Below are 26,005 nucleotides of genomic sequence, written 5' to 3' on the forward strand. Positions count from 1 at the left end.
TTTTGTGCTTTATTTTATACTAAATAACGCACAAAAGCAAGTCTTGTCTTTACACAAATAAAATGCCCCTACTATCATACACACTTTCAGCATTGGCATTACCACATCTTATTGCTCTATCAAGTGCCATGATGGTAACGATATCACCATCAATCTTTTCTGTGGACTTTTCTTTATCGGCTTTGATGTTTCCTGCAGGGTCTGTCCTAATAAATATGTTATCCATATTCCATTTAAGAACAGGATGCCCACCATGAGCTATTTTTGCTTCTAGTGTTAATTTCATGAGTTCTTTAGTAGGTGGTGACATATCCTTTTCTATTATATTTACTTCTTTCCAACTACACAATTCTCTTAAGATTGCTCCGATCTCTAATCTTTTACTCCCATAGAATACTTTTCTTCGATATTTTGGGGCAAAAACTACATGATACTTACAATTCCATTTTGTATGTGATAAACTATGGGTATAATTCAAATTCATAAAAACCTCTTGTTTTTTTGTGTTTTGGTAAACCACAAATTTATTCTAACATGGGGGTTTTTATTTTTTATCGCTAAAGCTAAACGGAACCCCCGATCTAACCGGGGGTTTTCTAATGACAACAAAAATCCACCGGCGTAGCCGGTGGTTTTGCTTTTGCGGTCCAAAGGACCTTTTTTACTAGCTGCGCCTCAAGGACGCTTGTGGTTTATCACTTGCAATCTCTACTTGCTAACCCCTAAAGGGGTCTGTATTGTCCATGGTTATCTGACCACTTAATTCATCTTCTTTAAGTTGGTTATGAATATACTCTTTTATTGCTTTTGTATTTTTGCCTGCTGTATCTACATAGTATCCTCGGCACCAAAATTGCCTCTCTCTATATTTGTATTTTAAGCTACCCCATTTTTCATATATCATTATACTGCTTTTTCCTTTTAAAAATCCCATAAAACTAGACACACTCAATTTTGGTGGTATCTCTAGCAACATGTGTACATGATCTGGACAAACTTCTGCTTCTATTATGTTAACACCTTTCCAGTTGCAAAGCTCTCTTAATATTGCACCTATTTCCAATCTTTTACTTCCGTAAAATACTTTCCTTCTATATTTTGGAGCGAAAACTACGTGATATTTACAATTCCATTTTGTATATGATAGACTATGTGTATGATTTAAATTCATAAAAAACCTCCTGTTATTTTTGTGTTCTGGTAAACCACAAATTTATTTTAACATGGAGGTCTTTTTTATTTTTTGTTTTTCATCGCTAAAGCTAAATTGAACCCCCGGTCCAACCGGGGGTATTCTAATTACAAAAACAGCAAATCTTTTTTTAGACTTGCTGTCACTAAAACTATATAATTGGCGGGATGCAGGGGATTTGAACCCCCAGCACAAATCTATGTTAAATGTAATTCAACCTATGTTTCTTTTTTCATATGGAGCCATCCCGAAATGTGCCGCATCCACCCATATTTCTTATCATTTCCATAATAAGTCCCCCCTTCAATGTGATTTTAAAATCAACAGTTTCAGTAAGTTTCTTTGTTAGGCTGACAGAAACACATGATAAGAAGATTGAAATTACAGGTAACAATACATAATAATTTATGATATTTTTATTATACCATATTTTGTATTCTATTACACTATCTTCGTAATAAAGGTTTCTCTATTCATCTTTGCTTTACCTTTTCGCTTCATATAGCTTTCTATGTCAAACACATTCTTCTTGTCATAATCCTCAAGCAGCTTACAGTTCTTATGCTTTGTAATATCGAATTTATCCGATAGAAAAGGTCTGACGCCTCTAAGCTGAAAGATACATTTGCTTCCGTCCATGACAGTTATTTCATCTTGGCTCATAAGTTCCTTACCTGTCTTTTGATAGTTTAAACCAAAGCTCTTTTGATTTGACCTCGTTTCCGACGTGTTATATAGGTCGATAGTTTTTTTTCCCAGTGTTTCAGACAATTCTTTTAGCGTAGTTTTCTCCTTGCCACCAAGAAACAAGGTACTATCACAGTTGCCCACAATTGTGTCAGCGTTATCCTTGTAGATTGCCTTTAGCTGAGATTGTGCTTGAAGTATGATGCTTGCTGATATTTTTCTGGAACGGATTGTCGCTATCATTTTTCAAACTTTGGAATTAAGCCGATGTTTGCAAACTCGTCAAGTAGGCATCTTACATGAACAGGTAATCTTCCTCCATACACATCATCTGCCTTATCACATAACAAGTTAAATAGCTGAGAATACATAATAGATACCACAAAGTTAAAAGTATCATCTGTATCGGAGATGATAACAAAGAGTGCTGTCTTTCTATCTCCCAGTGTATCAAGCTCAAGTTCATCTTCACTCATTAGTTCTCTAAGCTCTCTTATGTCAAAAGGGGCAAGTCTTGCTCCACAAGATATTAGAATAGACTTGGCAGTTTTCCCAACAGCCAATTTGTACTTTTTATATTGCTTCACCGCAAAGTGTGTCGGTTCTTTCTTTTCCAATGCTTCAAAGAGTCTATCAATCGGATTCATGTAGGTTTCATCATCTTCTCTTACCTCTGAAGCGTCTATCATATCAAGTAGTGTTGCAAAGTTCTTTTCTTCTCTTGGAGCTTCATACCAGATATATTTGATAAGTGCTGTATAGTAGAGTTTTTCAGCTTTCACCCAAAAGTCCTCACCTGCTTTTTCTCCCTCGCCCTTCGTGTTTGCGATGATTGTCTGAACGAGTTTTAAAATATCTTTCTCAGACCGGATATATGCGAATGGATTGTACTTCATAGACTTTTTGAAGTTTATGGTATTTAGAATTTTAATCTCATATCCATTATCTTCAAGCATCTTTCCACACTTAAGAACTATTGTTCCTTTAAGATCGATCACGCAATATGACGAGTGCATTTGCATTAAGTTCGGTTTTACAAAAAATCGAGTTTTCCCAGAACCACTACCTCCTATAACAAGTACATTCTTGTTACGAGCATATTTAGGATTTTTAGGTCTACCATTCATAGTTAATCGTTCTGTTTGTGTAAGCAAGATATTGTTCTGGAATTTTTCATCCATGTATGGTTCTATAACTTTTCTCGTTCCCCATCTTGCAGAACCATACTCCTTTCCCTGTCTGAACTTTTTTGCATTTTTGACTTTGCTGTAGACAATGAATTTAATTAAAGCTGCTACTCCTATGCCTATTATAATGTCAGTTGGGTGAATGCTTGGAATAAAGCTCATGGTGTTAAGCTCTAATATCCCTTGAAAGATTTTGTCTATTACATCGCCACCAGTATAGGGTCGTATATGGTGAGAGAAGATATTTCCAACATAGAAAAATGCAAGATAGGGAATGTTCTGCTTTAGAAACTTTGCCTTATCCTGCACCTTAAACAAGCCTTTGACGTCCTTTAGTATTTTCTCTATCATATGCTCTGCTCCTTTTGCTTGTTCTTGATTTTATCTTTAGAAACAGAATTTTTAGCCATCTCCCTAAACTTCTCAATGTTTTTATGAATAGATTCTTTCCTTTCCGTTTTCTTTTCTGATTCTGAAAGGGCGTGCTTAAATGCTTTGTCCTTAACTTTCATATCTTTCGCTTGAATGAACACTGAGTATTTACCTGATTCTTTATCTTTCATTACCGAAAACTTAACACCATATCTATTCCGCTCTTTTTTCAATTCCTTAAGCTCTGATTCCTCTACCGGAATTTCTTCAAGCTGTCCTTTTTTAACCATATCTTTGAGTTTTACTTCATTTCCATTAGCATTAACCAGCTTTTCAAGTCCACCAAGTTTTTCTGCCTCTTTCATCAGCTTCTTTAGTAAATCCAATAGAAGTTTCCCTGTTACCTTAGCAGCTCTTACTTCCATATTCAGCGTTTTTCTTGCTATCTCTTCATTGATCAAGTTCTCTCACCTCTATTCAGTAGCCTCTCTTTATTACGAGCCAGCTTATCCTTTTGATTAACCTTTCTAAAATCTTCTCCTACAACCATAACAGGAATACACATCTCTACGATTCGTGAATAAATCCTCTGATACTCCACACTTTCTGTGCAATTTAGAATTGTGTCATAGGAAAGATTTGTGGTAAAAATAGTCGTTTTTTGTTTTAAGTACCTGTTATTAACAATGTTATATACCTGTTCTTTTGCATAACTTGTATCCCTTTCAATTCCTAAATCATCCAAGATAAGAACGGAAGTATTTACAAGAGATTCAATATATGCGTTTTTATCAAGATCAAATCCGACATTTTGTAGTTCGTTGATAATCTGTGCAAAATTTCTTATCTTAACCTCTACCTGATATTGTTCAATTAGAGCATTGGCGATAGAACAAGCAAGGTATGTCTTTCCACTACCTACCGAACCATAAAACAAAAGTCCTATATTTTCCTTTTTCATCTCCTCATAATCTTTTACAAAATTCTTGGCAATAATAAGGCTTTGATTTTCTTCTCCCAGATAATTTTCAAAGGTATATGACCACTGAATAACAGAGTTAAAGCAGCTACTCTTTAATCGCTCTACATCCAGCTGCTTTTGTCTTTCTTTTTCTTTTGCTTCTCTATTTCTATCGCATTTACAAGCAGTCTTAAATATCATCTGCTTTCCGAAAAACTCTAATGCTTTCCCATCTTTTCTTTCATTGCACACTTTACAGTAGGCATGTCCGTCCTTGATATATTCTTTTTCAGGATCAAAGCTATATTCCACATCTTCTATCATCACTTTTTCTAATTCCTTATTCATAGATGTACTCCTTTGTTATATTCCTCCCATGTAGGGATATTGGATTTTTTTTTACTTCCCTATCTTTATAAAACCAAGAAAGGATTGTTGCTTTATGGTCTTTATATCTCTTTCCAGTACTTTGAAGATAGGTTGATAATCTCTCAATGTAGTTATCAAGCTCTCCTGCCATTTTAATTTGTAATTCGCCTATATCTTCATCCTTTAAAAAGACATTTTGAAATGTTCCAAGTCCGTTTTCACCAAAACTATATTCTCTCTTACTATACTTACTCTTATTATTCTCTATATAGTTACGGTCAACATTCTTAACCTCTTGAAGTTCATTTTCTTTACTTCTGAGGTCAACATCTTTTACTTCTGAAGTAAAGTTTTTTGACTTCTGCAAGTCATTGTCTTTTACCACTAATATGCTCATAAAGTCTTTGACATATATGACATTCGGCTTACCAAGTCCAAGCCTTACTCTTTCAATCAGTCCTATCCCATTTTTGCTATCTAACTCATCTAATGTTTTTATGGCAGTAGGCTTTGAAATATTTCTTCTTTTCATAATTTCCTCGACTGTGAAATAGATAAATACTCTACCTTCCTTGTCTATCCAGTTATTCTTAAAGGACATTCCTGTTCGTTTCAAAAGCATGGAATAAAGTATAATTGCTTCGGCAGATAATCCCTTAAATTCTTCTCCATCAACCAATATCTCCGGAACTTTTAAGAAATTAAATCTTTCCGCTTCTCTGTTATGGAAATAGTCAAAGTCCATACAGGATCACCTCCCTCCTTAAAAATTTTCAAAGAAAAAGACGATAGTTTTTTCTCTATCGCCTTTGCTAAACATTTTTATGAAATTTTTTATTTTACAAAACTGGAATTTGTATGAATGATGTGAATACTGTACCATCCCTAGTTTAAAGCATAATATAAAGTATCTATATAAGAAGAATTCTTGCCCTACTTGTTCTTTACATCATGCTTCTAATTAATCTAAAAATGTAGTTTTCATATATTTCAGGAAATCATTTGATTTTCGAAGAACCTCTTCGAATACATCTATTTTACTTTTTTCTAATAAGCCAAATGTATTTGAAATCTTACTATATTCCTTACCTTTTCTGTGTCCAGATCCAGTAGATCTTAACTTCTGTAAATCCCTTAAAAACTTAATATGATTTTCATATCCAATAGCCTCGTTTGATTTTATCCATTTTTCAAGTTTACTTATTCCTTTAATATCAGTTTGAACATCTCCAGGAATGATTAATTGCTTTTCATTAAGTGAATCAATCAAAACTTTAACTAACGACAAAACTAATTGATCGAATTCTGGCTGACTATCCCCAAGCGGGATTCTAATTTGAGTTAGATTATATTGATCTTCCGCAGATAATGGCAGATATAAATCCCAGCCATATTTTTCGTTCCATTGCTTTATTAAAGAACCATAAAGATCTTGAAATTTATGATCTTCCATATTTGACTCCGTAAATATATTACAGAAATCCCTTCGGAAAGATACCTGGCTTACTCCTTCTTCACCTACTATATTGTAACTTTTCCAGTATCCACGCTCACTTTCAGGTAAATCTCTTCCTAAATCGCCCAAATAAACTACTATACAATTTTTATGATGATTATCTATTTCAATACCCCATAATGATTGACAACTCAAATATCCATCTCTAATCTCATATAACTCAGGTTTATTTACATATTTTTGTAATACATCACGCTTAAAAAATACTGGTGTTAAATACATAGGTGCATCTGGATTAGACCCAAAATAATTATTCAACTTATCTGGATTGCACGTGTTAAAAATCTCTTTTCCAAACTCGTCAACACCAATAATAAAGTCCTCGTAACTTTTTTCTTTTTCATACGGCCAATAACCACATTCCTCAATTGGCCCTGGCATAAGAATTTTTTTACCCATTAAGACACTATACACATATGTTGGAAAATTCATATCACCGCCCCATAATCCATAAAACAGACCATTATCTTTAGATTCGATATTAAACTCTTCTAGCCCAAAATCAGATATTTCCCCATCAAACTTAGTTCTAATATCAAAAAAAAGTAGAATTGCCATCTGTTTTGCTGCTGAATAATTACGTAAAAACTTCATTTTAATTTGAATCGTTGTATCATCAATATATTTAACCGCTTCTTCACTTTCCCCATTTTCATACATAGCCCAATATGATTTACTATTTTTGTTATATCGAAGATTATTTAATAAGATAAACTCCTGTGATAACTCAATATAATCTTCCTCAACACCATAAAAATCACGATAATATAAAATAGATTCAAAACCATCTTTTAGCAAATTCGCTTTATACTCATATGCGTATCCATTTCCTTCAAATCCGGGATTTCCTTGCTCGTTAGCAGAAATATCCCACCCAACATTATTATACACATCATCTATATGATTTAGCGAAACTAATCCACACCAAAATCCTGCATCTGAATCATTCATATCTTTGTGACCGGATACCTGTATCCACTGTTCTTTTCCTAAATTTCTCTTTATATATTCCACATTTTTGGTCTGCAAAATTATTTCTTTTACTCCATCCATCAAAATAACTCCTAACATAATTTGATTTTTAGATAGTATAAACAACGTTGTAAGACGTTAATAACCAAACCCATTATTTAGATCTTTCTATGTTCTCTATATCTACCATCGCTCTTCTATATTCTTATTTAGATTGATTTTATTGCTTCATTGATCCCTTGTAAAAAAGCTATAACTGCTGCTCCAACCATCGGTATTCCGTATGGGCTTAATAAGAATCCTACTATCAATGCTTCTATGCCTATTGAAAAATCCTTTTGAAACAATGATACAACCCCAACAACGACACACATAAGCATTAACAAATACAGTATTGTTGTTCCTATGGCAAGTAAAAATGTCAGAAATGCTGTGAGGATACTTAACACCAAGCTAATTGGAAACAAGATTATTTTTATTATCCATCTCATAAATACCCTCCATTTCTACTAAATCATTTTAAAATGCCTTAACGCATCCATGATAGCTTCCTCTTTTTCAGGTGTGCATTGTGGAATAACCTGTTTCTCTTTTTTTGATTTATTATAATGCTCCCTCAGTACAATTCCACATTTCTTTTTAATCTGTGCAATATAAGTGTCGATACATTAAAATCATACTTCTCGAGCACATAATTCTGAATTTGTTCATAAGTAGCTTTACTTTCAGCACTTGTCAAGTCCATATCATCCATAGGAAGTTCTACACTGATATGATTCTTTGAGTCCAGTTTGGAAAGCAACACGATTGTCTCCACATGGCTTGAGAGGATAGAATGAATGTCATTTGAGTGTGTCCGTTCTCGGGAACATATCCACTGCGTTTTTGGGGCTATCGGTAGACGGGAACATATCAATACACCTCATGGATTATTATTTTAGAATGGATTTTAAGTAATCTAATAAATCTGATTTAGTTAGAGGCTCTGCATGACTTAAAATACAATACTTACAGTCGAAACTTTCTATCAAATTTGTTAATGACATTAATTTTTCTTTATCCATATACCCATCATTGTAGAAATCCTCGCTTGTTGAATCTCCCAAGAACAATATTTTTTCCTCAGGAATATAGATAAGCACCGTATCTTCCGAATGGGGTGAAACCGTATGAAAAATCATTGCGGTTATTCCACCGAGATTAAGGGTAAGCTCTTTTTCAAATTGGATATCCGATAGAACGGCAATAATTCTTTTATTATCTACATATTCTCTAGCTAGGCACTCATCATCATTTATCAAAAATTTTATATATGCACTGTCAGATAGTTTGGCTCTTTCCTATTTCAAAAACTCGTTGGTTTTATGGTGTGCAATGGACAATCCGTGAATTTTATGCATTCCAAAGGTATGGTCCCAGTGCCAATGAGTGATGACAGTAAAATCTGGCTTCTTTAGGTCCTCGATTTCTAGGGATTTATAAAATTCATCAACATGGTCTGCTGAATTTCCTGCATCAATGGCAAGTGCAATTTTATCTCCATTTAAGTATGCCAACATAGGCCTATCAGTTTCTGGTTGATGTGGATAATAAAAGACCCTGCTAGTTATCTTTTTCAGTTCCATTTGCCATCCCACCTTTCTGGTAATAAATCTTTCAGCAACACTTCTTCCATTTCAGGTAATACAATTTGGGTCTCTATATTTTGATTATCTATCTGTGCAATAAACTCTCTGCACCTTCCACATGGTGGAAGTATACTCCCATCTTCAAATACAGCGATAATCCTTTTGATTGCAGTTTCATTGTTCTTTACCATTTCAGCAATAGCTGACTGTTCAGCGCATAAGCCAATAGAACAGGGCAAGTCAATGCATATTCCTGTAAAGATGTTACCGCTATTTGTCTCCAACGCGCACGCAACATGCCCTGAAGTTCCAAAGTTCCGTAACTTTTTATGATTAATTATACTGAAAGCAATTTGATATAATTCTTGTTTATTCATTTTCTTCTCCAATATTATTTAGCTTAATAATACGTTATTCTTTTTTCAAAACACTAAGTTATTCAGTTCACCATCAAGAACTTTTATAGTTTCATTTCTTTCCTTATCCTCTTGATTGTCATATAAAAGTTGTTCAATAAACTCCCATATATCTTCTAGTTTACGTCTAATATGATAGAATAACAAAGCATCCGTATTGATTAAAAAATCTTTGTGTAATTTCAGGTATATGTTCATAAATACATCATAATATGGCTTATCAACAAAAAACATGAGATCAGCTTTTACTGGAGCCAATTTCAAGCCTTCCCAGTCAATTAGAACTAACTGCTCATCCCGTTGCATCAAGTTCCAATTATGAATATCTGTATGGCATAGGGCCATTTTAGGATTACTTCGTCTTAGAATCTCCGACAGTCCTTCAACTCTGTCAATAGATTGTTCAAGGGGTTTTATGTGTGCCCCAAGCAAGCATTTTAAGTCCATGGGAAGACTGGCGCATTCTTTACGCAATACTTGTTTTAGCTGTTTCAGAAATGGCAAGCTAAAATCTTCCCTAATTAGTTGCACATATACCTACTATATCAATAAATTTTGAGTTATCATTGACTATATTAGTTGCTATTATCAGAATAGTCGTCGATAACTATATTTTCGTGCAAATATGCAAATAAGTAAAATGATAATTATGTTATATCATAATAATTGAAAATAATAGAATGCATTTTTCAATGTAATCAAAACTACCAGCTTAGCTGGTAGTTTGCACAGCGCCTATAAGGCGCGAATACCGGCACGCCCCTATTGGGGCTGTCGAGTATTCCTTCACATGCACCACTTTCCCAACTACTGCTTAAGCAGTTTTTTTATTTGTTTTTATTTGACTTCCTCTCCCGTAAACGGGTCATAGTATTCCTTTATACTTATTTGGTCTGTGTAATAGTCTTCTTTTAATTGATTTTGTATATATTCTTTTATTTTCTTTTCATTTCTTCCCACTGTATCTACATAATATCCTCTACACCAAAAGTGTCTGTTTCCATATTTATATTTTAAGTTGGCGTGTCTATCAAATATTATTAATGAACTTTTTCCTTTTAAATATCCCATTATTTGTGATATTGAGTATTTCGGTGGAATTTATACCAACATATGAACATGATCTGGACATAGTTCTGCTTCTATTATTGTTATTCCTTTTCTTGAACATAATTCTCGAAGTATACTTCCTATATCTTTTCTTAATTGTCTATATATTACTTGTCTTCTATATTTTGGTGCGAAAACTATATGATATTTGCATCTCCAGCTTGTATGCGATAAAGTATTTTTATCCATGATTACCTCCTTGTTTAATTGTGCATGTGACTATCACAATTATACTTTAAGGAGGTTTTCTTGGTGCTTGAAGCTAAAGCTAAATCCCTCCACCTGCATAGCAGGTGGTTTTTTGTTTCGCTCTCTTTCGTTCGCTCAACTCACTTAAGTGGACAATAAGATTAAGCGTTCTCTTAAAGTTAGAGAACGCTTAATTATTTTTAATTTATTGAAATAATTTGTAACTATTGAAAACAGACAAAAATTGTTCATTGGATAATTTATCAAGATCAGTAACATTCGCATGCTTCAGCACCTGTCTTAATTGATTTTTAGTAAAAGGAACATGATATTCCCTGTTTACCCATTTATAAACGAAAAATCTATACTTTTTGTAGTCCTTCTTTAAAATAAATGGTTTATGCCTTTCAAGTACAATCAATACAGAATCTACATTAGGCTTAGGGTGAAAATATGCTCGTGGCACTTTTTTAAGAATTTTTATATCCATTTCCACCATTAACAGCAAACCTAAAGCTCGTTGGGTATTTTGCAACCTTTTAGCAAATCCCCTCTCTACAATAAGGTAGCTATATTTCGCTTGACTATCAAAAGCAATCTTTTTTACAATATCAGTACTAATATTGTAGGGAATATTACCAAATATTTTATAGTCTGTATTTTTAGGAAAGCTAAACTTCAAAATATCCTCATGAATAACTTTTATATTCTGAAAAGGTTCAACTGCTTTTTTCGTGGCATGACATAAACCTTCATCAATCTCTATAGCATTCACCCGTTGACTCATTTCCACAAGTTCCTTGGTAAAATGTCCTTTTCCTGACCCAATTTCTATTATTTTATCTTGTTTATTGATATTCGTATATTTTAATATTTCCTTTACATGCTTTTTAGATGTAATGAAATTTTGCGTATTTTTCGGGTTTTTCTGTTTCATTATAACCTTCTCCTTGCCGTTTATAATGAACTAATCTTAAGAGCTCATTATAACCAATTATTTTTGGTTTGGTTGATAATGAAATCTCTCATTAACAAATATAGAAAACATACCCATACCTTTACCTCCTTTAATTTTTTTCATTATAAATGAGATAAAGTAATATCTACTACTGCAATACATGTACACATATTTAACTCCTCCTTATGCAACTGATTATATCACTTTTAATTTCTCTATTCAATAAAGTTCTGTGCTAATCTACCTCACCCTATGGATTTTTAATCCCGAAACATCAAATGTCATCTGTCAAATGCCCTATTTAAAAGGGTCAAAAAACGGTATTTTTTAGCCTGTTTTTGACCCAATTTTCGTACTCAAACCACTACATGTTGTGGTTGACTCCTATTATTCCTTGTCCAAACCACAATACGTCATCAGAATTGCTGCTTCAACGTGGCTTGATCGGTCAGTATGGATAAAATTGTAATTTTTTCAAAAGCCTTGTATGTGGGAACATATCTATGATATAAATTCCTTCTCTCATTACATAATATACTATTAATAAGCAAAGAAAAATAGCCCTATATCACCTTTACTTTATAATGGAAAATCTGCCCTTATCTACAAGTCGATTATCTTAAAAAATCTTCTAATAACAACTTCAGTTTTTTCAATATATTATTCTTACGCCATTGTATAGCTTGATAACTCACTTTCTTTATTCTTGTAATACTCGAAAGAATTTCATCCTGAAAGTACAAACGCTCAATGATGCCCCTTTCTTCTGCATTGAGTCTTGAAATTGTATTTCTGACTGCTTCAATCATCATCTGTGTTTCAACAATCTTTTCTACATCAACACTTTCATCAACAATATTATCTACAAAATGTCCGTCATGATCCAATGATGAAAAAAGAGCAAGTGATTTTTTCTTTCCACCTGCTCCAAATACTTTTCGTGTTCTCTTTCTCGCCAGTAGACTTTATAAATATCTTCACTGACTTTGACCTTTTGTCCGTTGATATAAAGGTAATATTTTTTTGGCATATATGCTTCCTCCATTTCTTTTTGTCTGCGTTTTAAAACAAAAAAAGGAGGACTCCTGCACCTTGGCATAAGAAGTCCTCTAAAACGAAAGAAACTTGTTCTTCCTTTAATTATATTTAATTGTTTAGACGAGCATATGGAAAGACAAACAGCTATAAAGCTTATAGGAAAAAGGACTATTTTTATTGTGGTTTATTCTTTCAAATAAATATATAGACTTTTCCATTTCTATCCCTCCATTTTATAGCTAACTATTTTCCATAAATTAAGTCCTTCTAATGTTTCAAATTCTAAACACCTAATAAGAAATTTTACGCTTGAACTTTTTCTTTCCCCATTTTATTCAGTTCCCCAATCATCATGAAAACGCCAACAACAATCATAATGAAATCAACAAGTGGCTGTGTAAACCAAACAGCTTTTACTCCAAATATCATTGGCAATAAAATCATGGCAGGAACAAACAAAAACAGTTGTCTAAGCATTACGATTATCCCAGCTTTCTTTCCGTTTCCGATTGATTGGAAGAAAGTAACAGTCATAACCATTACTCCATACAAAATAAATACGGAATAGAACAATCTAAAGTTTCCAACACCCTGTGCAATGATGTTTGCTTCTACACCGAATAAAGATAGTATTTGACTTGAAAGCAATAAAGACGGAATCCAAAAGATTGCTGCAAGAACTAAACCGCCAATAGAAAAGACCTTCATAGCCTGTCTTACTCTGTCATACTGCTTTGCTCCAAAGTTTGTTCCAACAACAGGTTGTAAGCCTTGACTCATTCCCCAAAGAGGAATAAATGAAAAGGCATATACACGAAGTGATGCCGCCATCAAAATTCCATTGGTATCTCCGCCATACTTAAATGCCATTTTATAGAGCATAGTCTGTTGAATCATAAACAAAAGCTGCATCATCATAGCGGATGAACCGACAGAAAACATTTCTTTTTTAATTTCCGCATCAGACTTTATCTTATGGATTTTAACAACTTTACTCTTTTTCAAGAAATAATGTAGTGTTGCCACTGCCTGAACAAATTGTGCTGTGATGGTTGCAAGGGCAGCACCTTCAATCGCATATTCACCCATAACTGTCATTAAAATCGGATCGAGAATGATATTCAGTAATGCTCCAAGTCCCATAATCGTCATAGCTTTTTTCATCAGTCCTTCGCCACGCATAACCATGTTTGCGGACTGTGTGAAGTTTACAAATAGAGAACCTATAAAAATTACTCTAAGGTATCTAATACCATAGGCTTTGATTTCACCCGTTGCACCGACCATATCTAAAAAATGCGGAGCAAGAAGTATTCCTCCAACTGTAATAATTACAGAGAAGAAAATCACCCAATAGATTAGGTTACCCATAATTTTATCTACAGTTTTTTGATCCCCTTTACCGATTGCTCTTGAAAGTACAGATGCAGAACCTACACCAAGTAAAGTTGAAACACCGCTGTTGAAAAAGGTAAGTGGCATTGCGACACCACAGGCAGTCATTGCTGTCTGTCCTATAATTTTCCCTGCAAATATTCCGTCCATTAACGGATACAGACCGATAACAATCATTCCGATAACTGCCGGAATAGATAACTGAAAGAGTAAATCTATCGGTCTTTTTGTTAATAATTGTTCTTTCATATCTTGTTTCATTGCCTTCTCCTCTCTTAGACCAATTTTTATATAATTTTTAGTCCTTTATTTTTTTCTTGGAGCTCTACCATATTTTTATAAATCCCATTTAAAGCAATTAGCTCATTATGGGTTCCTTGTTCTGCAATATTCCCTTCCTTGATTACAATAATACTATCGGCATCTCTAATAGTATTTAATCTATGGGCGATAACTAATAATGTTTTATTCTTTACCAATTCACTGATTGCTTCCTGTATATAGCTTTCATTGTCCACATCAACACTTGCTGTTGCCTCGTCAAGAATTACAATAGGAGCATCTTTTAATATGCAGCGAGCAATAGAAATTCTTTGTTTTTCACCACCGGATAGAGTTGCTCCGCCTTCTCCAATCATTGTGTCAAATCCATCAGGAAGTGCCATAATAAAATCATAGCATCTTGCTTTTTTTGCAGCTTCTATAACTTCTTCTTTCGTCGCATTTTCTTTCCCCATGGCAATATTGTTAAAAATCGTATCTTGAAACAAATACACTCTCTGGAAAACCATACTAATTTCCGACATCAATTCAGATAGCGAAACATCCTTTATATTCACCCCTCTAATCAAAATTTCACCGGAGTCTACATCCCAAAATCTTGCCAAAAGATTTGCTACTGTAGATTTTCCTCCTCCGGACTGTCCAACTAAAGCTGTCATTGTATTCTTTTTCATTTCAAAATTCATATCATGCAAAACCTCTTTTTCTCCATAAGAAAATTTCACATGATTAAAACTAATTTCCGGCTCACCAAACTTAGCCTTTAAGAGATGTTTTTTACCTGTATCCTGTAGTTCTGTTTCATTTAATACTTCTTCAATACGATCTAAAGCAGCATTCATAACTGTTAGCCTGCTTGCTTCTCCATAAAGAGTTTTTAATGGACTGAATAAGTCAAATACAAATAGTATCAGTCCTAACACATAAGGAAGTTTCAACATTCCTTGTAAATGAAGATACAAAGCAAGTGCCAAAATAAAAGTAATTCCGATACCATAAATAATGTTCAATCCGCTTGTCCAAGGTGTCATCTTCTTTTCAAACTTTATAGAAGTGTCTCTTGATGAAGCAAAGCTATCTGTAAGAGCCTTTGAATTGTCTCCTAAAAGGTTATAGCTTTTGATTACACTAATTCCTTCTGCAAATGACAAAACTGCATCTGTTAGCTTCTCTCCTTGCTCTTGCCTGATAACAGCTTCAGATAAAGACATTTTATTCATTCTGCTTGCAAGTAATGTTGCTATTAGAGTTACACACACAGACACAAGACCTATTCTATAATCTAAAACAAACATGAATATAGTAAGCACAACGGTTGAAAGCACATAACTCATCATATTAGCTATGGTACTCATGGATACTTCCTCAATGAATGACATATCTGAACTTAAAACAGAATTGATTTTTCCTAAATTTCCTGATGTGAAATATCCCATAGGAAGTTTTCTAAGGTGATTTCCAAGCTCCATCCTTTTATCTGCAAAAATCAGAAAGCCAGCAGCACTTTGCAATTTATCGCTTAAAAAATGAACCAATGCCTGTACCAACACTACCAAACCAAGTCCTATTCCTACATACAAGAATGTTTTCGGTGATATTGTCTTTTCATAAAATCCTATCAATACAGTAAATGCAATAAAAATAGGCATTTTACTTAAAACAGATTCAATAAAGGCAAAAACAAATGCCCCTTTAATTCTATTTTTATACTTTCCTGACAAGTTTAAAATTCTTGATATTAGTTTAAACATTCATTTCACCTTCCTTTCTGCTGATTTTCCAATCTTTACTAAATAGTGTCGCATCCCATAATTTACGGTAGTCTGCTGATGATTCTAACAAGTCATTATGTTTTCCATTTGCAACTAAACGACCATGATTCATTACCAATATTTGGTCTGCATCTACAATTGCCGGAAGTTTATGAGCAATTACAATCAATGTTTTTCCTTTTACAAGTTCACGAATAGCTGCTTCCATTTTTTCTTCATTTTCCGGATCTGCGTAGGCTGTTGCCTCATCAAGTACAACAATCGGAGCATTTTTCAAAATAGCTCTCGCTAATGATATTCTTTGCCTTTCTCCACCTGATAACATCTTTCCTGCCTCGCCAGCCAAAGAGTAAATACCATTTGGGAGCTTATCTAAAAATTCCATACACTGAGCTTTCTTTGCAGCTTCTATCACTTCTTCATCGGTAGCTGACAAATTTCCGATACGAATATTTTCTAAGAGTGAAGTATTAAATAAATATTGGTCTTGAGACACATAAGAAATCTCTTTATTCAGTGCCTTAAGACTCATATCCTGTAAATTTTGTCCTCCAATGCTAATACTTCCCTCTAAAACATCATAGTAATGAATTAAGAGTTTCGCTAAGGTGCTTTTACCTGAGCCTGATTCTCCAACAATGGCTGTCTTTTCTCCAACTTTTGCTGTAAAGCTCACATTATGAATCACATTTTTAATGTATGTTTCAGGTTGTCCATTCTCTCCCATCTTGCTTAGTTGATAACCAAATGTAACATTGTCATAGGAAATAGTATGATCTATACCTTTAAACTTGTTTTCACCTTGTTTTAATGGTTCTATATTTAAAGCATCTTCCAATGCAGATATTTTATAATTAAGCTGTGGCATCGTTGGTAAAAATCCCAAAGCCTTTAAGAGTGGTAAGCCAATACTCAAAGATAGGCATAATACCAATATCAAATCAGAAAGACTAACATAGCCCATGTAAGCAAAGTAACCTCCAAGCGGCAATGTTAATATAATCGTGCATGGAAGTAAGGCACTGTATAATGCCATCCATGGCCATGCAGTCTTATACCAAGCGAGTGCATAATCTCTATAATCTCCAACATCTTTAGAAAATCTTTTATATGATTCCGTTTGCTTGTTAAACACTTTTACTACTTCCATACCATTCACATATTCAATAATGGTATTATTCATTTTTCCACTCGCCATATAATATGGTCCCATTTTTTTCATTCCTGCGGAATACATAATCATCATAGCGACAATGCTTAGTGGAATGGATGCCAAAGACATAAGTGCCAGTCTCCAATCAACGAAAAACATTGCAATATATACCATTACAGGCACAATTAAATTGGCAATTCCTTCAGGCAATGAGTGTGCCAAAAGAACTTCCAAACTACCAATATCATCTACAAACATCTTTTTAATAGCACCTGTTCCCTTTTCTTCAATAGCTCCTAAGGGAAGATTCTCCATCTTTTTTTGTAGAGATGTTCTAAGTCCAAATAATGTGTTATATGCTGCCTTATGGGACATATTAAGACCCAAACCACCTAATAATGCTTGCAAAACCAAACATATCAAAATACCGGCAAGCAAAATAACTAACCTTGTGAATTCCAAATTTTGTCCTAAAATCAAGGGATTTATAATCTGATAAGCAAATAGAAATGGCACAACTCCCATAATGACACTTAATAGCATAATAAAACTCGCTAAATGTATTGTTTTCTTATGCGAACCAGCATACTCAAAAACCTTATTTAACATCATTCTCCTCCTTCAATAAATTTCCTTTTTTATCCATAAAATCCATGATTAACGCTTCATTTCCCTTTACAGATATTTTTTTATAACCATTATCACCGAGCATTAAGACGGAATGACAGGTTTTAAATAACAGTTCTAAATCATGAGTAATTATTATAATTGGAATCTCCTTTGCTTTTTCTGTAATTAAATCGGACATAATTTTCATACTTTTATAATCAAGTCCCGATGTTGGTTCATCCAAAATTATCAGCTTACGACCGGATAAAAATGAAGTAATAATTGCCAGTCGTTGTTTTTGTCCACCGGATAGTTTCTGCGGATGATTGGTTTTTTTATGCCACAGGTTTGTATCTTTCAGATATTCTCGTATCTTTTCTAAATCATTTTCCGAGTTTTTATCTTTACAAAATATCAACTCATTTTCTACTGTGTCTAAAAAAATCTGAGCATCTACATCTTGTAACACGCAATATGAATTTCTAAGTCTTTCTCTTTGTTTCTGTCCATAGCTGACATCCAAATATTTTTCAGATAAACCACATAATGCTTTTGCCAAAGTACTTTTCCCAATACCATTAGAACCAATCACTCCCATTATTTCGCTTTCTCCAAGCTCAAAAGTTAATTCTTCTATCAAAGTTCTTTTGCCTTGATGAATGCAGGCTTTATTTACTTTGATACAGCTTTTAGCCACAATAGGTTCTTTTTCTGATATCAATTCTCTTTCATTAAGTGTCCTTAACTCAAGTTCCTTACATTTATCATTACTAAGACTACCATTCGGAAAAACATCACATATTGTACCGTCTTTTATATAAATCAATCTGCTAAAAATCTCTTTTAAATAATAGAGCCTATGTTCCGCTATAATTATTGTCTTTCCCATCGTCTTCAATCTGATAAGTATTTCACTGAAATGTTTTATACTATCGTAATCAAGGCTACTTGAAGGTTCATCGAAAAAGATAATGTCTGTATCATAAATAAGTGTTCCTGCTATCGCCACCTTTTGCCTTTCTCCCCCTGATAATTCAAAAATGGATTTTTTGCTAATATGATTTATTCCTAACAAGTCCATTGCTTTTTCAACTTTTTCTTTTAGGGTGTCCCTGTCTAATCCCAAATTTTCACCTACTAAAGCAATTTCATCTTCAACTACATCACAAAAAAATTGATCCTTAGGATTTTGAAATACATTGCCAATATATTTAGCTAACTCTCCCTTTTTATAAGTAGTTATATCCTTCCCTAAAATCTTAATTTCGCCGTCCAAATCACCGTCATAAAATGACGGAATAAGCCCGTTTAGTAGTCTTAAAAGTGTCGTTTTTCCGCATCCTGAAAGACCTGTTAAGACTATAATTTCGCCTTTCTTTACAGACATTTTTAAATCTTTCAAAATCAAATCTTCTCCATAATGAAAGGATTTGATTTCTGCCTCTAAAATATTTTCCATAAACTCGCCCCCAACAAAATCATTCCTCCGATCATCATTGCTATATCAATAAATGTAAATCTCACCTCATGAAAACTTGTTTTTTGTCCATCATATTCAATACCTTTTGATATGATTGAACAAGTTAAGGTATCGCTTATATCTATGCACTTATACATAAGAGGAACAAAATATAATTCAAATGTTTTAATTGGTTTGAAAATACTTGCTTTAAATCCTCTAATTTTCATGCCATTGTTTATTTCCTTCATCCTAATAGAGATTTCCGGAATAAAACGAAAGAATACTGTAATTCCTATCCCTATTCCACCATCAATTCCAATTTTTCTAAATGCAGCCATTAGATGCGAAGAACTATATGAGGACAGAACTTTTCCCAAAATGAAAAGTGGAGCAAATTTCAACACTATAAGTAGCATTGTATATATAGAACCAACCAAAACATTTCCTAAGTGTGGTTTCAGCAAATAAATAAGCCCCCATACTATAAGCAATGAACATATCGTTCTAAATGCCTTTCTTATAGAAAATAAGAATAATAGTCCTAAGACAAAAATAAGGGAAAATAAATATTGTGATTGCTCTCCAACAGTTAGAATAACTGAAAATAGTAAAATCAACCCAACTATAGTAAGCGGGTTGATTTTATCTGATAGTTGGTATTCGTTTATATTATTTTTTTCACCTTTACAAAACACTTTTTTTCTTCCTGTTGCTAAAGAATTTGTTGTAAATATATGTTCCAAAATTAGCACCAATAATTGATGCAACGATTGCGATCACTACGCAAATTGCAATGTTTTTAGGGGTGTAAAAATTATAAAGAAATGTTGCATAGTCTGTTGTAAACATCTTAGGGAATTGTTTTGTAAGACCTTCTACACCAAATACGAATGTGAAATACATCGCATGAAGCGAATATATAAACATACCAGCACCAAAACCAAGACCTACTTTCATAGTTTTGTCTGAGTAATTTTCCTTTTTACCAATCACAAGCTCTGCTAATATTCCTGCAATTGCACAAACTACTATTACAGGCCACATTCCCATAAGAGCATAGAACACGCCGAGTAATAAGAAATATAAGAATGCTGTTCCTCTTTGTGCGACTTGTTTACACATTATTACAAAAACTGGCGCGGCAATTATTGTTGGAAGTGCCGATGATAAATACAAACTCGGAATCATTCCAAACGATCCTGTCAAAAGTCCCAATCCCATTGTTAATACAAAACCAATAACAGAAAATACTGCTATTTTTACAATACTTTTTAAATTCATTTTTCTCCTCCTTGAATACATATAATATTTTTTATCTGCTTATAAAACAGCATGTTGCCAATTTATATAAAATTAAATCTTTAATATAACTAAGTTATATTTGATGCAAAAATTTTTCCATTTTACAAACCTCGTATTTTGCCCCATCCTTCATTAAAGAATTTTGAAATTAGTTTGGCATTTAATTCTACTTCTTCTCTGCTTTTAGAATGAACAGCAACTTCAGATAAAGCATAATAATATGCATGGTTAATTAAGTGAATTCCCATATCGGTTATTACACTACCGACACCATCTTCACCATAAATCATGCTTAATATTTTGATGTGATTTTTATCTTCTATTTCCACGAGTTCATCTAAAAAATTACTGTATTTTGTTCCATAAGAACCAAACACTAATAACTCAAATGCATCTTTATTTTCAAAAAAATACAAGACCATCTTAACAGCACCATGTGCTTTAGAGTCTAAAATTTTATAAATGGTTTCTTTCCCAAGTGGAACTTCCTTTTTATATGTCTCAAAACTCTCATCCTCATACATAGCATAGTATTTTCGTATTTGGCTTACAATCGGCTCAACTAACTCAGAAAAAAGTGCTTCCTTATCCTCAAAATGACCATAAAACGCCCCAGTAGTAACACCTGCTTCTTTGCAAATAGCTCTTAAATTTGCCTTTTCAAATCCTTGTTCTTTGAAAATTTTCTTACCGCTATTAAGAATCCTATTATGAGTTACTTCATAATCTCCGTTTGCCACGATTTGCCCTCCTTTCTTCAAATATAACTTAGTTATATTGTAGCACATGTTATATTTGAAAGTCAAGATATTTATACACATACATTGACTTCAACTCCTGACTTGAGCACTATCTTTAGTTCCTCATCATATACAACTGCCTTATCTACAAGTTTCCTTACCAAGTCTTCATCGTAGCTTTCTATTTCCAATTCCTGATTATCTAAAAACTCTTCTAATTCCTTTAGTCTGTTTTGTTCATTCTTCTCTTCCGCTATATTTAGAAGTATCTTTTCTTTTTCATTTCTTAACTCTTCCACTCTATCTGCAAGGTCTGTGTAGTCTTTTTTTGCATTAGCTACTTTTAAAAGTTCTTCTTGTACCTCAAGCATTTCTTTGTCTATTTCTTCTATTCCACTACTTCCATCACCTGTGATGGCTTTTTCTATATTCTCTTTTATTATTTCTTTTAATTCATTGCTTTCAGATATAAGTTTATTGATGGCTTCTACGACTGCTTCTTGTAGGTCTTCTTCCTTAATAGTTCTAGCATGGCAGGCATCTGGTCCATGGGTTACTCTTGTGCAACACCTCCAAACAGTATATTTCTTTCCTCTATTATTCCATGCTATTCTCCTGTAAATATCCCCGCATTTTGAGCAGTAGACAATACTTGAAAGGGCATATTTACTCGAATAAATTCTTCTTTTTCCTTTGCCACTCACCATATTAGCTCGTCTGTACATTTCTTCTCCAACTCGCATGAAGATTTCTTTTGGAATGATGGCTTCGTGGCTATTTTCTACATAATATTGAGGCGCAATGCCATCATTTTTTACTCTTTTCTTATTTAGAAAATCTACCGTATAGGTTTTCTGCAGGAGAGCATCTCCCATATATTTCTCATTGGTTAAAATTTGATTGAGGTTTGATACATGCCACTTCTTATTTCCTGCTCCATTTACTATCTTATCTTTTTCAAGTCCTTCCTTTATATCTCTTAGGCTTGCTCCTTCCAAGTATTCTCTGTAGATCCTTTTTATAATTTTTGCTTCTTCAGGAACTATGACAAGTTTTCCGTCTTCGTCTTTTGTGTAGCCTAAAAACCTATTATGGTTTACCTGGACTTGGCCTTGTTGAAATCTATATTGAAAGCCTAGCTTCACATTTTGTGACAAGGACTGACTTTCCTGTTGAGCAAGAGATGCCATAATGGTAAGGAGGACTTCTCCCTTGGCATCCATAGTGTTGATGTTTTCTTTTTCAAAATAGACTGGGATGTTGTTTTCTTTAAGTTTTCGAATGTACTTTAAGCAGTCTAGTGTGTTTCTGGCAAACCTCGATATGGACTTTGTGATGATGTAGTCTATGTTTCCTTCCATGGCTTCTTCAATCATTTTATTAAAGCCAGCTCTTTTCTTGGTGTAAGTTCCACTGATTCCTTCATCAGAAAAAACTCCTGCAAATTCCCATTCTGGATTTTTCTTAATATAATTTGTGTAATGGTCTACTTGAGTGTCATAAGAAGTTGCCTGTTCATCGCTATCTGTTGATACCCTCGCATAAGCTGCCACTCTCAGTTTCTTCTTTTCTGATTCCTTGATGGAATTTCCTTTTTTCTTCTTCGCTGGTATTACTATAACCTTACTATTCATCATCTATCACCTCGATTAACCTATACTTATAACTTGCTCTCTCAAAAGGATCTAGAGGCAAACTCTCTACCTCCTTATATCTAAACTTACAAGGAACCTTAATTATCTCTTCTTCCTTTTCCCAAACTCGTCCCATGGCCACTGCCCTTTCCTTTAACATTTGACCTGCCTTTTCAAAGCTTTCTTCATCTATTATCTTGGGATAGATGTCATTGCCTAAATATTTTTTGTTGGTTAATAATCTTTTTACACTGGAACTGTTTTTCTTTAATCCTGCAAGGTCTGCCGACTTTATTAGTGCATTGCCAGCAAGATAGTTTTTAAAGATTTTTCTTATATTCTCAGCTTCTTTTTCTTCAACTTCTAATCTTCCGTCTCTTATGGTATAGCCATAACATAGTCTAGACATTTTCTTTCACTTCCTCTCTAAGTACAAGTCCACACCTTAAATGAAAATCAAGGGTTTCTCTATTAATTACCTGTATGTGGTCAATGATTTCTACAAACAAGTCATCTTCAAAATGATCAAATATTTTACTTTTATCTAAGATTCCTATTAGTTTTTCAAGTTCTCTTATTTCTTCATCATTTCCAAGGATGGCTTTTTTACATCTTTCCTTTTCTTTGAGTAGATAACTTTCTTCACTTGAAATTTCACTGCTTTCTTTTGCGTAAACACTTGCATCTAAAACTCCTGAAGTTATTAGTTTGTTTAAAACTTCTTTTCTTTCCTTTAGTTTTTCTAGGTTTTCTTCTATTTTTTCTATCTTCGCAACTTCTTCCTTGCTGTCCACTCTCTTTAATGACTCTAAGAGTGGCATTAGGATATTATCTTTTCCAAAGATTAGCTTGTTTACTAAAGTCACAAAAGCTAGTTTTATGTTCTTGTCTTTAATAAACTTCATGGAACATTTATTGCTATCTCTTAAGTGTTCACTACAAGTCCAGGCTATATATTTATCTTTACCATTATAGTGATGTCTTCTTTTAAAGGTTGATCCACACTCGTCACACTTTATTTTTCCCGATAGACTATATCTATTTTGATATTTTTTAGTGTTTTTTCCATTTCCTTTTGCTATAGCCCTTATCTTTATTAGGTCTTGTACTTTTTCAAAATCCTCTCTACTTACTATGGCTTTATGGTTATCTATAATCTTATACTGGTCTTCTTCCCCATTATTTTTATGTCTATTATAATTTTCATCTGTATAAGTTTTTTGGTAGATGACATCGCCTATATATTTTTCATTTTTTAAGATTCCATTTATAGTCGACCCATGCCAGCTTGCACCTTTTTGTCCTTTAATCTTTCTCTTATTTAAATCTTCTGCAATTTTATGCGTTCCCTTACCTGAAAGATACTGTTTAAATATTTCTTTTATAATCTTGCCTTCTTCTTCATTCACTACCATCTTTCCGTCTATATTCTCATAGCCATAGGGTGGGCTTGATATAATGAACGTTCCATTTTGAAATCTTTTCTTTATGGACCACTTGTTATTTTCTGATATAGACCTGGATTCACTTTCTGCCAGGGATGAAAGTATGGATAGCATCAACTCACTTTCCATGGTTCTGGTATCAATATTTTCTTTTTCAAAATAGATACCAATGTTTAAATCAAGAAGTCTTCTTACAATTTCCAAACAGTCTGTTGTGTTTCTTGCAAGTCTTGAGATTGATTTAGTTAGGATGAAGTCTATTTTTCCATCTTCACAATCTTTTAGCATTTTTAGAAGACCGTCTCTACATTCTTTCTTGGTTCCAGTAATGCCTTCGTCATAGTATAAACCTGTAAATGTATATGACTTGTTCTCAGATATCATCTTTTCGTAGTGTGATTTTTGCGTTTTAAGACTTACTAGCTGAGCATCCTCATCTGTCGATACTCTTGCATAGGCAGCGACTCTTAATATCGATTCCTCTTTTTGATTTGCTTCTATTTTGGTTATCTTTTTCATCGTCTCACCTCTCTTTCTCTTAGTGCTATATTCCCGTACAAGTGAGTATTTATCAAGTCTTATAGCAATAATTCTGAAAGAATAGGTTTGAATTTTTTAATGTTTTCTCTCCTGATTTTTCTATATTCTTCAAGGCTAATTTCATCTAACAAAAATAGGTCTTGGATGAATTTATCCGATAGATAAAAGTTAAGCTCTGCCTTTAAATCCCTTTCTGTATATTCAGTTTTTAAAATTTCTTTTCTGCCTTCAAACTTTTCTACTCTCATACTCCACCCCCTATATCACAGGCAAAGAAATTAAGGCTATTTTTAACCCTAATTTTCTTTCCTCTATATTCCTTAGGACACAGGGAGTGGTTTTGAGTAAAAATTAAATAATTAAAAAATTTAGATTAAAAAAGACCCATCAGTATTCCTGTACGAATACCAATAGGTCAAATATAATATTTGATTTTTATGTAATGATTCTGTTCTTTAAGGAGGGTCTCAAACTTTCTCTATTTGGATACAATTTAATGCTTTATTTTTAGAATGAATTTTTGTGATTTTGCACATCCCTTTTTAAAAGTGTTAAAAGGTATGTAAAATATTGATTTTTATCTACCAATATCAGATGAGTATTCTTTTACTATAAGGTTTTCTGTTTTTCAGTCTTCATGTATGCTTGTAAGTTCAAGGAACAAAAAAAGAGGACTCCTGCTCTTGGGCATGGCTAGTCCTCTAAAATGAAAGAAACTCTTTCTGATAAGAATTATATTTAATTTTTTAACTGAGTTATATAGCTTATAAACAGAATAAACCAAAGAAAAAAGGTAAATTTACTTTAATTATCTTTATTTGCATATTTTCCTCCATTCTTTTAAATCAATCCACTAATTATTCATTACTTGAAACTTTTAAACCAATTTTATCCATCCTATTTAGTTCACCAAACATCATTGCTACACCAACTATTATCATAATTAAATCTACAAGGGGTTCAGCAAACCATACTGCTTTAACGCCAAATATCATTGGCAAAATAATCATGGCAGGTACGAATAAAAATAGCTGCCTTAGCATGACTATTATGCCGGCTTTTTTAGCGTTTCCTAT

At 33.4% G+C, this 26,005-nt stretch carries 22 protein-coding genes and 8 pseudogenes; all 30 read right to left on the minus strand.

The window, feature by feature from the left end:
* Window positions 1–49 precede the first annotated feature (49 nt).
* Window positions 50–316: pseudogene (locus HMPREF3023_RS09685) on the minus strand (terminase TerL endonuclease subunit); the annotation flags it as partial.
* Window positions 317–484, minus strand: a pseudogene (locus HMPREF3023_RS09690) (transposase); the annotation flags it as partial.
* 231 nt (window positions 485–715) lie between these two features.
* Window positions 716–1,171, minus strand: coding sequence for an IS200/IS605 family transposase (tnpA, locus tag HMPREF3023_RS06510; protein WP_070701882.1), 456 nt, complete (start codon window positions 1,169–1,171; stop codon window positions 716–718).
* Between the two features lie 462 nt (window positions 1,172–1,633).
* A pseudogene (locus HMPREF3023_RS06515) lies at window positions 1,634–3,417 on the minus strand (VirD4-like conjugal transfer protein, CD1115 family).
* Window positions 3,414–3,899, minus strand: a complete 486-nt coding sequence (locus tag HMPREF3023_RS06520) for a PcfB family protein (protein WP_070701884.1) — start codon at window positions 3,897–3,899, stop codon at window positions 3,414–3,416. The pseudogene HMPREF3023_RS06515 and the gene HMPREF3023_RS06520 overlap by 4 nt, the downstream one beginning before the upstream one ends.
* On the minus strand, window positions 3,896–4,747 hold the full coding sequence (locus HMPREF3023_RS06525) for an ATP-binding protein (protein ID WP_070701885.1): 852 nt from the start codon (window positions 4,745–4,747) through the stop codon (window positions 3,896–3,898). The genes HMPREF3023_RS06520 and HMPREF3023_RS06525 overlap by 4 nt, the downstream gene beginning before the upstream one ends.
* Window positions 4,744–5,513: pseudogene (locus HMPREF3023_RS06530) on the minus strand (replication initiator protein A). The gene HMPREF3023_RS06525 and the pseudogene HMPREF3023_RS06530 overlap by 4 nt, the downstream one beginning before the upstream one ends.
* A gap of 216 nt (window positions 5,514–5,729) precedes the next feature.
* Window positions 5,730–7,337: a hypothetical protein gene (locus HMPREF3023_RS06535; RefSeq protein WP_070701887.1), complete on the minus strand. Its 1,608-nt coding sequence runs from the start codon at window positions 7,335–7,337 to the stop codon at window positions 5,730–5,732.
* Between the two features lie 128 nt (window positions 7,338–7,465).
* Window positions 7,466–7,747 carry a CD1845 family protein gene (locus HMPREF3023_RS06540; RefSeq protein WP_062404960.1) on the minus strand — a complete coding sequence of 94 codons (282 nt, stop codon included), beginning with the start codon at window positions 7,745–7,747 and terminating at the stop codon, window positions 7,466–7,468.
* A gap of 18 nt (window positions 7,748–7,765) precedes the next feature.
* Window positions 7,766–8,076: pseudogene (locus HMPREF3023_RS09695) on the minus strand (23S rRNA (uracil(1939)-C(5))-methyltransferase RlmD); the annotation flags it as partial.
* 112 nt (window positions 8,077–8,188) lie between these two features.
* On the minus strand, window positions 8,189–8,557 hold the full coding sequence (locus HMPREF3023_RS09700) for an MBL fold metallo-hydrolase (RefSeq protein WP_232300147.1): 369 nt from the start codon (window positions 8,555–8,557) through the stop codon (window positions 8,189–8,191).
* Between the two features lie 39 nt (window positions 8,558–8,596).
* A complete protein-coding gene (locus HMPREF3023_RS09705) occupies window positions 8,597–8,881 on the minus strand; it encodes an MBL fold metallo-hydrolase (protein WP_232300146.1) in 285 nt (94 codons plus the stop codon).
* A complete protein-coding gene (locus tag HMPREF3023_RS06555; protein WP_001041171.1) occupies window positions 8,872–9,261 on the minus strand; it encodes a cytidine deaminase family protein in 390 nt (129 codons plus the stop codon). Before HMPREF3023_RS06555 ends, HMPREF3023_RS09705 begins: the two co-directional genes overlap by 10 nt.
* 45 nt (window positions 9,262–9,306) lie before the next feature.
* Window positions 9,307–9,831, minus strand: coding sequence for a phosphotransferase (locus HMPREF3023_RS06560; RefSeq protein ID WP_001176020.1), 525 nt, complete (start codon window positions 9,829–9,831; stop codon window positions 9,307–9,309).
* A gap of 306 nt (window positions 9,832–10,137) precedes the next feature.
* Window positions 10,138–10,599, minus strand: a pseudogene (tnpA, locus tag HMPREF3023_RS06565) (IS200/IS605 family transposase).
* Between the two features lie 205 nt (window positions 10,600–10,804).
* Entirely contained in the window at window positions 10,805–11,536 is a 732-nt protein-coding gene (gene erm(A), locus HMPREF3023_RS06570; RefSeq protein WP_070701891.1) for a 23S rRNA (adenine(2058)-N(6))-methyltransferase Erm(A), read from the minus strand.
* 57 nt (window positions 11,537–11,593) lie between these two features.
* Window positions 11,594–11,719 (minus strand): erythromycin resistance leader peptide, encoded by a 126-nt coding sequence (locus HMPREF3023_RS09860; RefSeq protein WP_106384406.1) that lies wholly within the window; start codon window positions 11,717–11,719, stop codon window positions 11,594–11,596.
* A 452-nt stretch (window positions 11,720–12,171) separates the two neighbouring features.
* Window positions 12,172–12,587, minus strand: a pseudogene (locus HMPREF3023_RS06575) (sigma-70 family RNA polymerase sigma factor).
* Between the two features lie 311 nt (window positions 12,588–12,898).
* On the minus strand, window positions 12,899–14,251 hold the full coding sequence (locus tag HMPREF3023_RS06580) for an MATE family efflux transporter (protein WP_034439151.1): 1,353 nt from the start codon (window positions 14,249–14,251) through the stop codon (window positions 12,899–12,901).
* Between the two features lie 26 nt (window positions 14,252–14,277).
* Entirely contained in the window at window positions 14,278–16,023 is a 1,746-nt protein-coding gene (locus HMPREF3023_RS06585; protein WP_034439153.1) for an ABC transporter ATP-binding protein, read from the minus strand.
* Window positions 16,016–17,806, minus strand: a complete 1,791-nt coding sequence (locus HMPREF3023_RS06590; RefSeq protein ID WP_019125105.1) for an ABC transporter ATP-binding protein — start codon at window positions 17,804–17,806, stop codon at window positions 16,016–16,018. The genes HMPREF3023_RS06585 and HMPREF3023_RS06590 overlap by 8 nt, the downstream gene beginning before the upstream one ends.
* Window positions 17,796–19,265 carry an ABC transporter ATP-binding protein gene (locus tag HMPREF3023_RS06595; protein ID WP_044565602.1) on the minus strand — a complete coding sequence of 490 codons (1,470 nt, stop codon included), beginning with the start codon at window positions 19,263–19,265 and terminating at the stop codon, window positions 17,796–17,798. The genes HMPREF3023_RS06590 and HMPREF3023_RS06595 overlap by 11 nt, the downstream gene beginning before the upstream one ends.
* Entirely contained in the window at window positions 19,250–19,963 is a 714-nt protein-coding gene (locus HMPREF3023_RS06600) for an energy-coupling factor transporter transmembrane component T family protein (protein WP_034439161.1), read from the minus strand. Before HMPREF3023_RS06600 ends, HMPREF3023_RS06595 begins: the two co-directional genes overlap by 16 nt.
* A complete protein-coding gene (locus HMPREF3023_RS06605) occupies window positions 19,953–20,549 on the minus strand; it encodes an MptD family putative ECF transporter S component (protein ID WP_019125108.1) in 597 nt (198 codons plus the stop codon). The genes HMPREF3023_RS06600 and HMPREF3023_RS06605 overlap by 11 nt, the downstream gene beginning before the upstream one ends.
* Before the next feature lie 122 nt (window positions 20,550–20,671).
* Window positions 20,672–21,310: a TetR/AcrR family transcriptional regulator gene (locus HMPREF3023_RS06610; protein WP_004835143.1), complete on the minus strand. Its 639-nt coding sequence runs from the start codon at window positions 21,308–21,310 to the stop codon at window positions 20,672–20,674.
* 71 nt (window positions 21,311–21,381) lie between these two features.
* Window positions 21,382–22,944 (minus strand): recombinase family protein, encoded by a 1,563-nt coding sequence (locus HMPREF3023_RS06615; RefSeq protein WP_070701893.1) that lies wholly within the window; start codon window positions 22,942–22,944, stop codon window positions 21,382–21,384.
* The gene (locus tag HMPREF3023_RS06620; protein ID WP_070701896.1) at window positions 22,937–23,353 is read right to left on the minus strand and encodes a recombinase family protein; all 417 of its coding nucleotides are present in this window, start codon (window positions 23,351–23,353) and stop codon (window positions 22,937–22,939) included. The genes HMPREF3023_RS06615 and HMPREF3023_RS06620 overlap by 8 nt, the downstream gene beginning before the upstream one ends.
* The gene (locus tag HMPREF3023_RS06625; protein WP_070701898.1) at window positions 23,346–24,908 is read right to left on the minus strand and encodes a recombinase family protein; all 1,563 of its coding nucleotides are present in this window, start codon (window positions 24,906–24,908) and stop codon (window positions 23,346–23,348) included. The genes HMPREF3023_RS06620 and HMPREF3023_RS06625 overlap by 8 nt, the downstream gene beginning before the upstream one ends.
* Window positions 24,909–24,967: 59 nt before the next feature.
* The gene (locus HMPREF3023_RS06630; protein ID WP_049690791.1) at window positions 24,968–25,177 is read right to left on the minus strand and encodes an SHOCT domain-containing protein; all 210 of its coding nucleotides are present in this window, start codon (window positions 25,175–25,177) and stop codon (window positions 24,968–24,970) included.
* 609 nt (window positions 25,178–25,786) lie between these two features.
* Window positions 25,787–26,005 (minus strand): annotated as a pseudogene (locus tag HMPREF3023_RS06635) (MATE family efflux transporter); the annotation flags it as partial.

The sequence above is a fragment of the Peptoniphilus sp. HMSC075B08 genome (assembly GCF_001815405.1).
GTDB classification, from domain to species: domain Bacteria; phylum Bacillota; class Clostridia; order Tissierellales; family Peptoniphilaceae; genus Peptoniphilus_A; species Peptoniphilus_A harei.